This window comes from Streptomyces sp. NPDC056169 (assembly GCF_042268445.1).
Classification (GTDB): domain Bacteria; phylum Actinomycetota; class Actinomycetes; order Streptomycetales; family Streptomycetaceae; genus Streptomyces.
Map to the genome: position 1 here is coordinate 1 of NZ_JBHJUO010000036.1, position 15,431 is coordinate 15,431.

General features: G+C 69.6%; 13 protein-coding genes and 1 pseudogene. 10 read left to right on the forward strand and 4 right to left on the reverse strand.

Annotated elements, in window-relative coordinates; genetic code table 11:
• Positions 1-89: 89 nt before the first annotated feature.
• Positions 90-1,307 carry an MFS transporter gene (locus tag ACFC0G_RS38050; RefSeq protein ID WP_376413181.1) on the reverse strand — a complete coding sequence of 406 codons (1,218 nt, stop codon included), beginning with the start codon at positions 1,305-1,307 and terminating at the stop codon, positions 90-92.
• A gap of 290 nt (positions 1,308-1,597) precedes the next feature.
• Between ACFC0G_RS38050 and ACFC0G_RS38055 the strand changes: the two genes are divergently transcribed.
• Complete coding sequence (locus tag ACFC0G_RS38055) at positions 1,598-1,909, forward strand: hypothetical protein (RefSeq protein WP_376413183.1); 312 nt, start codon at positions 1,598-1,600, stop codon at positions 1,907-1,909.
• A 48-nt stretch (positions 1,910-1,957) separates the two neighbouring features.
• Here the strand turns inward: ACFC0G_RS38055 and ACFC0G_RS38060 are convergent.
• A pseudogene (locus ACFC0G_RS38060) lies at positions 1,958-2,413 on the reverse strand (hypothetical protein).
• A gap of 217 nt (positions 2,414-2,630) precedes the next feature.
• On the opposite strand from ACFC0G_RS38060, the gene ACFC0G_RS38065 reads away from it, so the two are divergent.
• Positions 2,631-3,395: a DUF4232 domain-containing protein gene (locus ACFC0G_RS38065; RefSeq protein WP_376413186.1), complete on the forward strand. Its 765-nt coding sequence runs from the start codon at positions 2,631-2,633 to the stop codon at positions 3,393-3,395.
• 847 nt (positions 3,396-4,242) lie between these two features.
• Here the strand turns inward: ACFC0G_RS38065 and ACFC0G_RS38070 are convergent.
• The gene (locus ACFC0G_RS38070; protein WP_376413189.1) at positions 4,243-5,271 is read right to left on the reverse strand and encodes a LacI family DNA-binding transcriptional regulator; all 1,029 of its coding nucleotides are present in this window, start codon (positions 5,269-5,271) and stop codon (positions 4,243-4,245) included.
• A 147-nt stretch (positions 5,272-5,418) separates the two neighbouring features.
• On the opposite strand from ACFC0G_RS38070, the gene ACFC0G_RS38075 reads away from it, so the two are divergent.
• From ACFC0G_RS38075 to ACFC0G_RS38105, 7 genes are read left to right on the forward strand one after another with little or no spacing between them, the layout of a single operon-like run.
• Positions 5,419-6,495: a C45 family autoproteolytic acyltransferase/hydolase gene (locus ACFC0G_RS38075; protein ID WP_376413192.1), complete on the forward strand. Its 1,077-nt coding sequence runs from the start codon at positions 5,419-5,421 to the stop codon at positions 6,493-6,495.
• 8 nt (positions 6,496-6,503) lie between these two features.
• The gene (locus ACFC0G_RS38080; protein WP_376413195.1) at positions 6,504-8,159 is read left to right on the forward strand and encodes an amidohydrolase; all 1,656 of its coding nucleotides are present in this window, start codon (positions 6,504-6,506) and stop codon (positions 8,157-8,159) included.
• Positions 8,156-9,175, forward strand: a complete 1,020-nt coding sequence (locus tag ACFC0G_RS38085; protein WP_376413197.1) for an ABC transporter permease — start codon at positions 8,156-8,158, stop codon at positions 9,173-9,175. Before ACFC0G_RS38080 ends, ACFC0G_RS38085 begins: the two co-directional genes overlap by 4 nt.
• Positions 9,172-10,047 (forward strand): ABC transporter permease, encoded by an 876-nt coding sequence (locus tag ACFC0G_RS38090; protein ID WP_376413200.1) that lies wholly within the window; start codon positions 9,172-9,174, stop codon positions 10,045-10,047. Before ACFC0G_RS38085 ends, ACFC0G_RS38090 begins: the two co-directional genes overlap by 4 nt.
• Positions 10,044-11,207, forward strand: a complete 1,164-nt coding sequence (locus ACFC0G_RS38095; RefSeq protein WP_376413204.1) for an ABC transporter ATP-binding protein — start codon at positions 10,044-10,046, stop codon at positions 11,205-11,207. The genes ACFC0G_RS38090 and ACFC0G_RS38095 overlap by 4 nt, the downstream gene beginning before the upstream one ends.
• On the forward strand, positions 11,204-12,010 hold the full coding sequence (locus ACFC0G_RS38100) for an ABC transporter ATP-binding protein (RefSeq protein ID WP_376413206.1): 807 nt from the start codon (positions 11,204-11,206) through the stop codon (positions 12,008-12,010). Before ACFC0G_RS38095 ends, ACFC0G_RS38100 begins: the two co-directional genes overlap by 4 nt.
• Before the next feature lie 14 nt (positions 12,011-12,024).
• A complete protein-coding gene (locus ACFC0G_RS38105) occupies positions 12,025-13,674 on the forward strand; it encodes an ABC transporter substrate-binding protein (RefSeq protein ID WP_376413209.1) in 1,650 nt (549 codons plus the stop codon).
• Between the two features lie 260 nt (positions 13,675-13,934).
• On the opposite strand, the gene ACFC0G_RS38110 is transcribed toward ACFC0G_RS38105, so the two are convergent.
• Positions 13,935-14,165 (reverse strand): hypothetical protein, encoded by a 231-nt coding sequence (locus tag ACFC0G_RS38110; protein WP_376413211.1) that lies wholly within the window; start codon positions 14,163-14,165, stop codon positions 13,935-13,937.
• Positions 14,166-14,514: 349 nt separating this feature from the next.
• Here ACFC0G_RS38110 and ACFC0G_RS38115 point away from each other — a divergent pair, with 349 nt between their 5' ends.
• Complete coding sequence (locus tag ACFC0G_RS38115) at positions 14,515-15,300, forward strand: alpha/beta fold hydrolase (protein WP_376413212.1); 786 nt, start codon at positions 14,515-14,517, stop codon at positions 15,298-15,300.
• The last annotated feature ends 131 nt before the right edge of the window (positions 15,301-15,431 follow it).

A 15,431-nucleotide genomic window follows, 5' to 3' on the forward strand; every position in this document is an offset into this window, starting at 1 on the left:
ACGGCCCGATCACTTCCCAGGCCTGATCAGTCAGTTCATGACGTCGCACCACGAACGGAGTAACGACCGACCGACATTGCGGACACGCCCTAGGAACCCTTGGGCGAGGGGAACCTCCCCGCCCAGTGGCCCCAGGCCACCAGCACCATCAGGACGGCTGCCAATCCACCCAGCACCATGACCGTCGAGGGTGAGGAGTGGTCGAGGACGGCCCCTCCGGCCAGGGCCCCGATGGAGATGGTGGCCTGGAAGGAGGCGGTGAAGAGGACGGAGGACGCCTCGGGGGAGTCGGGCGAAGCCTTGGCGAACCAGGTCTGCGAGCAGACCGGCACGGCTCCGTACGCGACGCCCCAGACGATGAGCAGTGCTACCGCTCCCACGTCCGACCGGCCGAGGACCGGGAGGAGCAGGGTCGCACCGGCGATCAACGCGGCGGCCACGCCGAAAGCGGCCCGCGGATAGCGCCCCACAACTGATCCACCGAGGAAGTTGCCGGCTACTCCGGCTGCTCCGTAGACGAGCAGATAGACCGTGATGAGACCCGAACTCACCTGGGTCACCTGCTCCAGGAAGGGGGTGACGTACGTGTACGTGCCGAAGTGAGCGAGCACGACGAGGAAGGTCATCACCAGGGCGAAGCGGGTGTTGACGCTCCGGAGCATGCCGCCGAGGACGTCGAGGCGCGTCGCCCGGTCGGAGGGGAGCGGCGGGACGAACAGGAGCAGCAGGGCGAGGACGACCAGCGTGAAGCCGCCCATGACGAGGAACGCCGTCCGCCAGCCCGCGATGTCACCGATGAAAGTGCCCAGCGGTACCCCGAGTACGGAGCCGAGCGGTACCGCGGAGAAGATCACCGAGGTAGCGCGGCCCACCGACTTGGCAGGTACGAGCTGGCCGACGAGCCCGGCTCCGATGGACCAGAAGCCGCCGATGGTGACCCCCACCATGACGCGGGAGACCAGGACCAGCCAGTAGTTCGACGCGATGGCGGCCAGGAAATTGGCCAGCGCCAGTAAGAGGATGAACACACCCAACATGACCCGCCGGTCGACGCGCCCGGTGGCCACCGTGACCAAGGGTGCTGACACCGCGGCCAGGAATCCTGGCATGGTCATCATGAGACCAGCCATTCCGTCCGAGATGGTGAAACTCGATCCGATCGAGGTCAGCAGGCCGATCGGCAGAATTTCTGTGGTGACGATCGAAAAGATCCCCAGCATCACCGAAATCACAGCCAGCCAGGAAACCAAGGCCGAGCGATCCGGTGGTGCGGGAGAGGGGACAGAAGTGGTGGTTGCTGTGGACATGAATCCCGTCCTGAGTTGGGCATCACATGCAGAGTGCGACCACTAGTCCAGCAGGAACGGGCACCATCCTCTGGCAGATTCCCGACGCCAACGACCAGCCCCCGACCAGCGCGGGACGGCAGCAGTTTGCGCATTGAGTCACACCGTCACGAGTGCAGGAGCTTCGTGTGCGTGTTGCCCCGTCGTCGATCGACAGCCGATGCTTGTCGCAGCGGACGGTGAACGGGGGGCTTGTGGCACGTCGACGGCTGCATGGATGTCTCGGGGCGGCGGTGGCGATGGTTCTCGCGGTGTCCAGTTCCCTGCTTCTCGGCAGGTCGTGGAACGCCTGTGACGTGGGAGTGAACAACGCGGCCAACAGCGGCTTCCTGCTGTGGCTGTTCATCCCGGGCCTCTGGACGGTCCTACTGCTGGTCTGGGTCGCGGTGGGCGCCCTTCTCGGAAACCGTCCCCTTCTTCATGCCGCTGCCCTCACAGTGATGCTCCTGGGTGTCTCCTGGTGCGCCGTCTCGATCTTCTGGGAGGGCACCGTCACCCCGGCGTGCCCTGGCGGCGCGCCCCCGTGGTGGCCGAGCTTCATTCCTGTTCCGGGTTGGCCGTGACCACTGCCGGAGGCAACCGAAACGACGTCACCCAACTGATCCCTGGCCTCACACCCGGGATCTCAGCACGTCGACCTCACAGCCTGGTGCGAACGGGTCGAAGCCGTGCTCGATCAGCCAGCGAACTGCCAGCAGCCGTTCCTCACGAGCAACTCGCACTCGACGTAGAGTTCCGCCGCCAGCGCGACGACGGTCCGGCCGGCCCGGCCAGGGCGGCAACGGCGCGTCGTGCAGCTTCCGGATGGCGGCGCCCGCCGCGGCCCACGCCGCCGACGACCCGGTCGACGGCCCGCCGAGGCGCCCAAGCGTCGTCCCTGGGACCGCAGCGATCGCGAGCACGGGCGGCTTGCGCCACAGGACCTTCGGGGTCGGGACCGGCGCGCGGGACATCGCCTCGACCTCGACGTCGATGCGCGCCTGATCGGCATCCACCTTCAGGAACACGTCGCCGACGCGCAGGGTCGCGCGCTCGGAATGGGCGACGACGATCTTGACCTCGTCCATGGGCGACCAGTATCCCGGACGTCGAACAGCCCCCGACCGAATCGGAAGAGGACCGGCCGAGGCCTTCCGTGACCAGGTCACGTCATGACTGCCGGTTCGTACGAGGGCTGTAACAGTCGCGGGATGCTGGTGAACCGGCTTCCCCGAGCGGCAACAATAGCGATGTCGCTTGCATACGGGCCGGCTTCGGGCCGGTCACGGGGGAAGAGAGAACGGCATGAACTCGAAGACGGTCAGAGACGGTTCACCGCGTCGGGGCCTGCGCGGCGCTGTCCTGGGGGCGGCCGTGGTCGCGGCTCTGCTGACGACCACCGCCTGCCAGGGCGACGACCAGGCTGCCGCGCCGCCGACCACCGCTGCCCCGTCGACCGCCGCCCCCTCGGGTTCCGCGTCGGCCGGCGGGAGTGCCCCGGAGACCACCGCGCCCACGGGGGACTCCGGTACCGGTACCGGTACCGGTACCAGTAGCCCGACGGCCGCGGAGACCGGGGACAGCGGCGAGACCGGCGGCGGCAACGGCACGAAGTACGCGGACTGTAAGGCGGACGGGCTCACCACCGCGGTCGAGCTCCAGGACGAGCGCGCGGAGACCCCCCGTCACTTCTTGCTGACCGTCACCAACAACGCGAAGACGCCGTGCGTCCTCAACGAGGCCCCGCAGGTCCGGCTGAAGGCCGGCAACGACGCCCCGATCGTCGAATCGCTCGGGGAGCCGGACACCGAGCCCGTCGTCGTCGAGGGGGGCGGCAAGGCATACGCCGGCCTGTACGTCTTCGGGAACGACGAGGGTGGTGAGGCGGAGTACGACCAGTCCGACCGCTTCACCGCGACCCTGGTCGCCGGCGAGGGCACCGAGCTGCGCGGCACGCTCATCTTCGACCTGCCCGACGGCCTCGACACGGTCTCCGTCGACGACGCGGCGCGGGTGAACGGCTGGGCCGGCACCGAGGGGCTCGCGATGCGCCCGATCACCCAGCTCTGAGGAGTGGCTCGACCGAGAGGCACTGAGTGATCAGGGGCGCGGCAACCGTCGCGCCCCCATCACCGGAGGCGGGCCGACGCCGGCCCCGCACGAGGCGGGGGCACAGCTCTCTTGCCGCCCGCTCAGGCTGCTGGAGTGAGCCCGCTTGCGCCTACCCCCGATAAGGCGCGATCTCCGACTTGGGAGATCGGGAAGTCCTGGTGGTTCGCGTACGCCTCGTGGTCAAAGAGCCATCGCGCCTCACTCCGGGGTGGGGCATGGCCACAGTCGGATGTCGTACCGCTCAGGGCTGTCGGGGCACCGCCATACCCTCACCTGATGGTCGTCCGCCTCAGGCAGTACCAAGACAGGTCCGGGTTCCCGTCCCTCCACATTGACGAGAGAGACCTCTCTGTCAGGCGCTTCAATACGGGACGTGCCCAGCAGGACACCTTTCCCGTCTGGCGCAGGGTCCTCCCAGACGGAGAGTGCAACGGCGACCCGTGTACCAGGACTGAGCGTGGGCACACCGACTGCCTGCCCATTGGCCTTTACTGAGTCACCTTCAGGAATCGCGCTCACGACGTCAGCGCGAGGTCCGGCTCCGGCGACCAGCCAGAATTCGCTGTGCGACACCCACAACGCGTCAAACACCACATCCCAGGGCTCGCCGGCGGGGAACGGGTCGTCACCGAATGCCATCTGGGGATCCATGGTCGTGAGCGTAGGGCTCCCCACCTCAGCCCGACCGCGCGGTCGCGGATCCGAAGCGGTGGCACGGCGTCTGTGGTGTCGATGTCCTGGTCGGCAGCCGTCCGTCCTCTGACGGTGCGGAGTCGGAGAGCGCGCGTCCCCGCCTGAGCAGCCGTCAGGCGCTCGGGTGGTTGCGGCGGGACGAGGCGCGGATTCGGAAGCGGGAGGTGGTGAGGACCGGGCCTGCGCCGGGTTCGTCCGCGATGCGGGCCTGGAGGAGGTCGAGGAGCGCCAATGTCGTTTCCGTGGCGTGGAGTTCGACCGCCGAGATGGCGGGGCGGCTGTGCCGGGTGTGCTCGGAGTCGGAAGCCGCGGCGAGCATCGTCCGGTCGGGCACGGAGACGCCGCGAGCTGTGAGGCCCACCAGCACGCCGGCCGCCTGGCGGCCCGTGTGGCAGAGGATCGCGTCGGGGACCCCTTCGTCGACGATCGCGTGCGCGATGTCCTCGCCACCGCGTTCGCCGGCGCGTTCGGCCGACGTGTGGACGCGCGGGGTGATCCCGGCGCCCTCGCACCATGCGCGGTACGTCGCCTCGCTGTCCATGTTCCAGGCATTGGGGTCGGTTCCGCGCAACAGCACGATCGACCGGGCGCCGTTCGCGGCGAAGTGCTCGTAGATCCGCCGGAAGCTCGCGGACTCGTCCTCGTTCGCCCAGTCGGTGAACTCCGGGCGGCTGGGGTCGCGTCCCAGCGTCACGTACGGGATGTCGCGCCGTTCGAGGAGCTCCACCACCGGGTCGTCCACGTGCGGCATCGTCACGATGTACCCGTCGAGCGACAGTGCCAGCGGGGGTGTCGGCCGCTTGGTCGGGTCGGGTACGAGCATCACGCTGAGACCGCGGTTCATCGCCTGCGCCGAGACGGCGCCGATGTAGCGGGCGAACACGTCGACGCCCCGCGGCGCGTACTCGCCCAGCGAGTCCAGTGATCGCATGACGAGGCCGATCGCCCCGACCGACGAACGTCGCAGGCCGCGCGCGAGGGCGTCGGCCTGGTAGTCCATCTCCTCGGCGACGGCCCGGACGCGCAGCCGCGTGGCGGCGCTCAGCGTCCCGGTGCCGTTGAGCGCCATGGAGACCGCCGCGACGGAGACACCCGCCCGCTGGGCGACGTCGCGAATGGTGACGCCCTTCGACCGAGCCATGGCGACCTCCAGGGGAACAGGGGAACAGGGGAACAGGGAAGCGGAAAGTGACGCGAGGAAGACCGTTGTATTAAACGTTTTACCTACCTAGCGTGTCGCCCGTCCCTCTCTGTGATGGGCCTCACAAGGCAAAGGTTTCAGAGCAACATGAAGCTGCACACACTGCGTACGACCACCACCGACCCCCACGACCGCGGCCGCGAGATCGGCACGCGTTACGCGGACCAGGTGCGTGACGTCAGCGCCCGCTACCTGGCGCATTTCAAGGTTCTGGGCGTTCCGGAAACGACGGTTCGCGACATCTCCGCCCACAGCTACGACGCCCTGCGCGACTGGTCCCCGGGCCTGGCCGTGGAGTCCGACGGAATCGCCGAGGCGTCGGGAATCGAGCCGTGGCAGGTGGCCGCGGTCGGCGCACGGACGGAGGTACTCGCCGCCGCGCCCGCGTCCGGGAAGGGCGAGTGCACGACCGCCGTGTACGTACCGCCCGTCGGCGGCCCACCCGAGACGATCCAGACGTGGGACTGGCACGACTCGCTCACGCCTGACGGTCTCCTGCTGTCGCTGGTGACCGGGACGGGGCGCCGGGTGAAGCTCTTCACCGAGTTCGGCACGGCCGCGAAGATCGGGGTGAACGACGCCGGCCTCGGCCTGCATTTCAACATCCTGCGGCACCGCTCCGACGACGCGACCGGCGGCGTGCCCGTCCATGCCGTCGCGCGTCGCGTCCTCGAGGAGGCGACGACGGTTGCGGAGGCCCGCGACATCATCGCCTCCGCGCGCCTGAGCGCGTCCACCGTGCTGACCGTCGTCACCTACCGGGACGGCCGCGCCGCGGCGGCCTCCATCGAGATGTCGCCCTCCGGACTCGCCGTGGTGCAGCCCGACACCGATGGCTGGGTCATCCACACGAACCACTTCCTCGACCCCGGCCTCGCCGACGGTGACTCCGGCACCCCGGAATCGATGTCGGTCGAGCGGTACGAGCACGCACGCGCCGTACGCGGCAGCATGACCGGTCACTCCGGACCGGAGCGCGCGGCCGCCTTCTGCGGCAGCGACGGCGCCGCGGCAGTGGTGTGCGTCCACGCCGACGCATCCCGGCCGGGCCACGAACAGTGGGGCACGTTGCTCACGGCATCTCTCGACGTTCCCGGCTTCGCCCTCGACCACCGGACCGGCAACCCCGACACCGCGGCCCGCGAGGGCCTCGATCAGTTCTGAGGAACCCGATGGACAACGACGTGACCATCCCCGCTCCCGTCCCCGCGCATCTCTACCGCAACGCCCGTGTCTTCACGTGCGACCGACGCACCTGGGCCGAGTCGTTCGTCGTGGTGGGCGACCGCCTCGCCTACGTCGGTGACGAGGCCACCGCCGCCCGCGTGGCCGGACCGGACGCCCTGATCCACGACCTCGACGGCGCGACCGTACTCCCCGGATTCGTCGACGGCCACGCCCATGTGGTCGGCACCGGCGAGGCGGCGGGCCAGGTGAACCTCTGGGGCGCCAACACGGTGGAGGAGATCCAGCGGCGCATCCGGACATGGGCGCAGGAGAACCCCGACGCACCTCGTATCCTCGCCACCGGGTGGAAGCACGGTGACATCCCGGGCGGCGTACCTGATCGGGGCATGCTCGACACCGTCGTCGCCGACCGGCCCGTCTACGCGCAGGCGTACGACTTCCACTCGATCTGGCTCAACTCGGCAGCGCTCGCCGAAGCCGGCATCGACGAGACCACGGCGTCCCCGCCGGGCGGCACGGTCCACCGGGACGAGCGGGGCGCGGCCACCGGCCTGGTCGACGAGACCGCGATGCACCAGCTCGTGTGGCCGGTACTCGACGGCTTCGCCGGAGACTCCGACCGTGACGAGGCCCTCGCGGTCGCCCTCGCGGCGTACGCCGAGTCCGGGATCACCGGCTCGACCGACATGGCGCTGGGCGAAGCCGACCACGAGGCGATGCGTCGTGCCGACGCGAGGGGCGCCCTGACCACCCGGATCGCCGCGTTCTGGAGCGTCCGGCCCACCGGCGACGAAGGCCGAATCCTCGCCCAGGTCGAGCGCGCCGTCGAACTCGCCACCCGACGGTCGACCCCGTACCTGCGCGTGACCGGCATCAAGGTCATGGTCGACGGAACCGTCGACGGGTGCACCGCATCGCTCGGAAAGCCCTACGCGAACGGGACGAATGCCGACCCGATCTGGACCCTCGCCGAACTCGCGCCGGTGGTGGCCGCCGCGGACGCGGCCGGCCTGCAGGTCGCCATGCACGCCATCGGCGACGAGGCGACCAGGGTCGCGATCAGCGCCGTCGAGCACGCCGTCGCCCTCAACGGCCCCAAGGAGCGGCGCCACCGCATCGAGCACCTCGAAGTCGTCGCCCCCGCGGACATCGACCGCCTGGCGGCACTCGGCATCACGGCGAGCATGCAGCCCGTGCACGCGGATCCCGCCATCCAGGAGAACTGGCGACGCGTCCTCGGCGACGAGCGGGTCGACCGCGGCTTCCCGTGGCCCGAGATGACCGACGCCGGAGCCACACTCGTCCTCGGCACCGACTCGCCCACCTCGCCGCACGCACCGCTGCCCAACATGTTCATCGCGGCGACACGGCGTTCGGCACTGGATCCCTCGCTGCCCGCGAACATCGCGCACTACGCCCTGCCGTTGGCGGACGCGATCGTGCACGCGACACGCGACGCCGCCTGGGCAAGCCGCTCCGAGCACCTTCACGGCCGTCTCGCCGAGGGGCTGTACGCCGACTTCATCGTTCTCGACCGGGACATCTTCACCCGCCCCCTGGACGAACTGCTCGACACGCGAGTGCTGCGGACGGTCGTGGGCGGCCGAGTGGTCCACGCGCAGCCGGAGGTGGACCGATGAGCCACGCGAGCATGACGGCCCCCGTGCGATCAGGGCAGGCGAAGGCGAAGCGGCGACCCGCCGGAGAGATCCCGCGGTTCATCGCGACGCGCGTCGCGGGACTGGCCGTGACCTTGTTCATCGCGAGCCTGGTCGTCTTCGGAGCGCTCTACGCCGCACCGGGAAGTCCACTCACGTATCTCACGCACGGGCGCACCATGAGCCCCGAGGCGCTCGCCCAGATCACGGCCGAGCACCACCTCGACGACCCCGTCTGGCAGCAGTACCTGTCGTGGCTGGGCGGCGTGGCGCAGGGCGACTTCGGCACGTCGATCATCTACCACCAGCCCGTCGAGTCGCTGGTGGGAGGCCGGGCCTCCACGACCACGCTGCTCGTCCTCATGGCCGCCGCGATCGTCCTGGTGGTCGGGTTGGCCACCGGCACGCTCGCCGGTCTCAAGCCCGGCCGGCTGTCCCGGTCCGCCATGGCCGGCGCGACCGCCGCCATGGCGGTGCCGACCTCTGTCGGAGCCGTCGTGCTGATCATCGTCTTCGCCGTCGACCTGGAGTGGTTTCCGGTCTTCGGAGCCGGCCAGGCGGGCCTCGACGCGGTTTACCACCTGGTTCTGCCGTCGGTCGCGCTCGCACTCGCGTCCGTCGCGTTCGTCGCGCGACTCGCCCAGACCGCGATCCGACAGGAGCTGTCGGCCGACCACGTGCAGACGGCGATCAGCCGCGGACTGCCCCGCGGGGTCGTCGTCCGCAGACACGTGATGCGCAACGCCGCGATCCCGGTCCTCACCGTCGCTGGTCTCACCGCCGCGGGCCTGATCGCGGGAAGCGTCATCGTGGAACAGGTCTTCCAGCTCGGCGGACTCGGCCAGTTCCTCGTGACCTCGGTGCAGCAGAAGGACTTCCCCGTCGTCCAGGCCATCTGCCTCGTGTACGTCGCCGCCTTCATCGTGCTGAACACCCTCATCGACATCGCCTACACACTGCTCGACCCGCGCGTGTCGATCGGGAAGAAGGACTCATGAGCACCACAGCAGCGGTGCGACGCCTCAAGGACGGAAAGGCCGGCCGGCTGACGACGCGTCGTACGACAGGCATCGGCATGACCGGCCGAGGGGCGATCGCCGTCCTCGGACTCGTCGTCTCCTTCGCCGTCCTCGCACCTCTCCTCGCGCCGCACGATCCGAACGCCGTCGACCTCTCCGGTGCCTACCAGGGTTCGAGCGGGGAGCACCTGCTGGGAACCGACGCGAACGGACGAGACCTCCTCTCGCGCCTCGTCCACGGCTCCCGTACGGCGTTGATCGGACCCTTCCTCGTCGTGCTGATCTCGACGTTCCTCGGGTCGCTCCTCGGGCTCGCGGCCGTGTGGTTCGGCGGCTGGTTCGACCAGATGGTGGTACGCGTCGTCGACGCCGTGTTCGCCTTCCCCGGACTGCTCCTCGCGATCCTGGCGACCGCCCTCTTCGGGTCCGGCCTGGAGGCCGCCGTAGCGGCACTGTCCCTCGCCTACATCCCGTACATCGCACGGATCGTGCGCAGCGCCGCACTGCGAGAGCGCTCACTGCCGTACATCGCCGCACTGCGGGTCCAGGGCGTGCACGGACTGCGGATCACCTTGCGCCACATCCTGCCCAACGTGGGCGGGCTGATCGTCGCCAACGCCACGCTCGCCTTCGGATTCGCCCTGATGGACCTCGCCGGTCTCTCCTTCATCGGCCTCGGCATGCAGCCCCCGACGTCGGACTGGGGCGCGATGGTCGGCACCGGCATGACCGGTGTGCTGCGGCAGCACCCGCAGGAGGCTCTGCTCGCCGGCGCGCTCATCGTCGCCACCGTCGGTGCCGTGAACATCCTCGGCGACCGACTCACAGAACGCTGGGAGGCACGCTCGTGAACGCACTTCTCGAAGTCGACGACCTGACCGTCCAGTTGCCCGTGGCAGGAGAGCCGCGGACCGTGCTGCGCGACGTCTCGTTCTCGCTCGACAGCGGACAGACCCTCGGCCTGGTCGGCGAGTCCGGTTCCGGCAAGTCGATGACGGTGCGCACCATCGCGCGCCTGCTCCCCGACGGCGCCGACGTCCGCGGCGGTGTCCGCTTCGACGGCGCCGAGGTGTTCGACCTCCGCACCGACGCCCTGCGGTCCTATCGCGCGAAGGACGTCGCGATGATCTTCCAGGACGCACGGGCCCACGCCAACCCCGTACGCACGATCGGCGACTTCCTCACCGAGGCGATGCGCACCAACGACCGGATGCCGAAGCCCGCGGCCCGCAAGCGCGCACAGGAGCTGCTCGCCGAGGTCGGGATATCGGACCCGGAGCGTCGGCTGGGGCAGTACCCCCACGAGCTCTCCGGCGGCCTGCTGCAACGGGTGATGATCGCCGCTGCCGTCGCCGCGCGCCCCCGGCTCGTCCTCGCCGACGAGCCGACCACCGCGCTCGACGTCACCACCCAGGCGGAGGTGATGGCGATCCTCGGGCGCATGCAGCGCGAGTACGGCATGGCGATGCTCTTCATCACCCACGACCTGGAGCTCGCCGGCGCCGTATGCGACGAGACGATCGTGTTGTACGCCGGCCAGGTCATGGAGCGCCAGGCGTCGGTGCGGCTGCACACGGACCCTCTTCACCCCTACACCGCCGCACTGGTGCAGGCACGACCCGAGATCGACCGACGTGTCGACCGGCTGCCCGTGATCACCGGTCACCCGACGACCGCCTACGAGGCGCCGGACGGCTGTGCGTTCGCGCCGCGCTGCCGCTTCGCGGAAGAGGCGTGCGGGTCGGGCGTACCGCCTCTGCTGCAGATCGGTCCGTCGGACACGCGGTGCGTCCGGATGCCCGCGCTTCGCGGCCGGATGGCAGGCGAGCGCATCGACTCCGAGGTCGGCTCAGAGGTCGGCTCCGAGCACATCGGCTCCGAGCACATCGGCTCCGAGCACATCGGCTCCGAGCACATCGGCTCTGAGCGCACCGGCTCCGAGTACGTCGGCTCCGAGCGCATCGGCACCCAGCACGTCGGCTCCCCTTCGGACGAGGAGGTCCAGCGATGACCGAACCCCTGCTCGTGGTCGAGCACCTGACCAAGACGTTCGGCCGCGGGCGTGCCGAGGCCACCGCGGTCGCCGACGTCGGCTTCGCCCTGGCGCCGGGCGGTGCCCTCGGCATCGTCGGCGAATCCGGCTCAGGCAAGACGACCACGGCGCGGATGATCATCGGCCTGGAGCGCCCCTCCGGCGGCCGCATCACCTTCCGGGGCGAGGACCGCACCCAGCCGGCGCGTTCCGCACGAAGCCGCCGCGAGCGAGGCCGGGACGTTCAGATCGTCTTCCAGGACCCGTACACCTCGCTCGACCGCCGTCAGCGCATCGGCGACTGCCTCGCGGAAGTCGTCGGTGTCCATTTCCGGCTCGGCCGAGACGAGACCAGGCGGCGCGTGAGCGAACTCGCCGAGCTCGTCGGACTCGACGACCGACAACTCGCGGCCCTGCCAAGGGCCCTCTCCGGAGGGCAGCGCCAACGCGTCGCCATCGCCCGCGCGCTCGCCGCCGACCCGGCCGTCCTCATCCTCGACGAGGCCGTGTCCGCCCTGGACGTCTCGATCCAGGCGCAGATCCTCAACCTGCTCACGGACATCCGCCACCAACGCGGCGTGAGCTACCTCTTCATCAGCCACGACCTCGGCGTCATCCGCCAGGTGACCGACGACACGATCGTCATGCGCCACGGCGCCGTCGTCGAGCGAGGACCCACCGCCGACGTGCTCGACAACCCTCAGAACCCCTACACCCGCTTGTTGCGCGACAGCGTCCCCCGCAGCGGATGGGACCCCGAAACCCTCACAGCAAGACAGTGAACAGGAGTTCCGCGATGCACTCTCCCCGCCCCTGCGGACGGACGGCGGCACTCGCCGTCACCGCCGCGGCCGCCCTCGCGCTGGCCGGCTGCTCCTCAGGCCCCTCCAGCACCGGAACGGCCGGGTCCTCCGACGCGCTGACGACCCTCACGCCGGCGGGCTCGGGCTCGGTCGACAAGATCACCTGGAACGTCTTCCAGGGCGAGCCGCAGACCGTCGACCCCTTCCAGTCGGCCGACTACACACCGAACATGATCAACTCGAACATGTGCGAGACCCTCCTCGTCCAGACGCCGGACTTCCGGATCAAACCCAACCTGGCGACGTCGTACACGAACCCCGACCCGACGACCTGGGTCTACAAGCTCCGCAGCGGCGTCACCTTCTGGGACGGCTCGCCGATGACCGCCGACGACGTCGTGTGGAGCATGCAGCACAACATGACGGACAAGTCGAGCTTCTACGGCTACCTGTACGCGAACGTCGCCTCGATAGCGAAGACGGGCGCCGACGAGGTGACCGTCAAGCTCAAGACGCCCGACTACCTCTTCAACGACGAACTGGCGAGCTACGCCGGTGTCGTCGTCCAGAAGAAGTTCTACGAGCAGCACGGCAAGAAGGTCGGTACGCCGGGTGTCGGCGTCATGTGCACGGGCCCCTACAAGTACGGCAAGTGGACGCAAGGCCAGTCGATCAGTGTGAGCCGCCACGACGGTTACTGGAACAAGGCGCTGCCGCTGAAGGTGAAGAACATCGACTTCACCTTCCTGACCGACGACTCCGCGATCACCTCCGGCCTGCTCTCCGGCCAGATCGACGGAACGTACCAGCCGCCGACGGCCGCGCTGACACAGCTGAAGGCATCCCCGGCGGGCAAGCTCTACTCGGGCCCCGCGCCGCTGGCCGTCACCCTCGTGGTCGCGAACCAGAAGGGCGCGATGGGCAACGCCGACGTACGCAAGGCGCTCCAGACGGCCATCGACTGGAAGGGCATCGGCGGCCAGGTGTACGCGGGGGAGGGCACCCCCGTCTCCCTGCAGACCGTGCCGGCCGTGTACGGCTTCGCGAAGGACGACCTGACCACGTACGCCGACTCGGTCAAGACCGACGGCACCGCGAAGATCGAGGAGGCGAAGAAGCTGCTCGCCGGAGTTCCGGGCGACGTGAAGTCGAAGCAGATCAGCCTCGTGGTTCCGCAGCAGCCGGAGACGCAGCAACTGGGCGTCGCCATCAAGGACGCGGCCGACAGGATCGGCCTGAACTTCAAGCTCGACGTCGTTCCCGCGACCGGCTACTCGAACTACCTGTACGACCCGGCGACGCGCGGCAGCACCGACCTGCTGTACACGCAGTTCTGGCCGAACATCCCCAACCCGCTCGACTGGCTGGGCCTCACCGCGGTGACCGGCGGCACCTTCAACCAGTCCGGCTACAACGGCATCGACGCGCTCTACGCCAAGGCCGTCGGCACGAAGGACGACAGCGCCCGCTCCCAGCTGGTCGTGCAGATGGAGCGGAAACTGCACGACGAGACGAACCCGATGTTCTCCGGCATCCAGCTGACGAACGACGTCTGGCTCGGGAGCAGGATCACCGGGGCGCCGGCGGCGTTCTCCTTCGTCTACTACCCGTGGGCGGCACAGCTCGGGGGGACCGGCAAGTAGTCTGACCTGACCGCCACTCAAGGGTGTGCATCGTGAAGGTGCAGGTCAGGGCTCTGACGCGAGGGCCGGGGCCGTTCCCGGGTTCCGTCCTGCGGTGCGGATCCGGTGCTTCCCGTGGCCGACGGTGAACGGCGGGTCTGGTGCGTCCTCTCGATCTTCGGGGAGGGCGCCGCCATCCCTCCGTGCCCAGGCGGAGTGCCCCCGTGGTGGCCGAGCTTCGTCCCTGCCGGTTGGGCATTGCGGGCTGAGAGATACGCCGGTCAGGCGACGGCCTTGTGGCGCTGGGGTGTCTTGCGCGTCTTCACCCCGCCGACGACAAGCGCCAGCCCCACGGCGACGAAGCCGAGGTACGCGCTGGACGGAAGGTCGACGATCTTGTGCAGCCAGCCCCACTCCGTGCCGAAGAAGGTCTGCGAGGCGAAGCTGACGAGCCCCTGGGCTCCTACGACGTAGCCGATGCTTTCGACGGTGTATCCGATGGTTGTTCGCACGGATCAACCCTCTCGCGGCGGTTCGGCGGGATCGTCCTCCGCAGGGCCGAGAACGCAGTAGTCCCAAGGATGCAGTCGCGTGCGGCGAGCACGGGCAGAGCATCCCGCCGCGGCGGACGAGCGGTCGACACGGGCAGGCTCGAAGATCACGCCCTCGACCGAACGACATCCCGGGACGCAGCCAGGAACTCCGCCCGGGCGGCCTCCACCACGGGCCACGTGGTCCTCTGAGCGTCCGAACCCGGCCGATCCGGCCCGTCCGGGTCCTGACGTACTACCGCTTGACAGGTGCGTCTGGGCGCGCGGCTGAGGGGTCGCTGGTCCACAAGACACGCTCTAGCCTGGTGGTATGGCTGTGGTGCGGGTCGGTGGCGTCGACGTCGCCTATACGCGGGAGGGGCGGGGGCCGGTCGTGGTTCTCGTTCACGGGGCCGGGCTCGACGGGCGGATGTGGGAGCCGCAAGTCGGGGCGCTGGCGGACGAGTTCACGGTGGTGGCCTGGGACGAGCCGGGGTCCGGGCGGTCCGGCGGGCTGCCGGCGGGCTTCGGGCTGGCGGACTTCGCGGGCGCTCTCGCCGCAGTGATCGAGGACGTGGGGCTCGGTCCCGCCCATGTCGCGGGGCTGTCCTGGGGCGGGACGGTGGTCCTGGAGCTGTACCGGTGGCGGCCGGAACTGGTGCGGTCGTTGCTGATGGTGGACACGTACGCCGGCTGGAAGGGCTCCCTGCCGCCGGAGGAGGTCGCGGCGCGGGTCGCGGGGGCGCGGCGGATGCTCGCGGAGCCCCGGGAGGACATCGACCCGACACTGCCGGGGCTCTACGCCGACGGCCCGCCGGAGCGCTTCGCGGCGCTGCTGGACGCCATGAACCGGGACGTACGGCCGGAGACCATGGCCGCGCAGCTCTCCCTGATGGCCGAGGCCGACGAGACGGACCTGCTGCCCCGGATCACCGTGCCGACCCTGCTGCTCTGGGGCGAGCGGGACGCCCGCTCCCCCCTGGACGTCGCCCACGCCTTCCGGGACGCGATCCCGCACGCCGAGCTGGTGGTGATTCCCGGGGTGGGCCACATGAGCAACGTGGAGGCGCCGGAGGCCTTCACGACAGCGGTTCGCTCCTTCTGCCGCGCGAACTGACGCCTTCCGGCTGCCACGGGCACGCGATGGACGCGGAGCTGCCGCTGGAGGGCGGATGACGGCACAGGACGCCTTCGTCTCGACCGTCGACGGCGCTGTCTCTGTCTCTGTCTCTGCCGGATCGATCGATA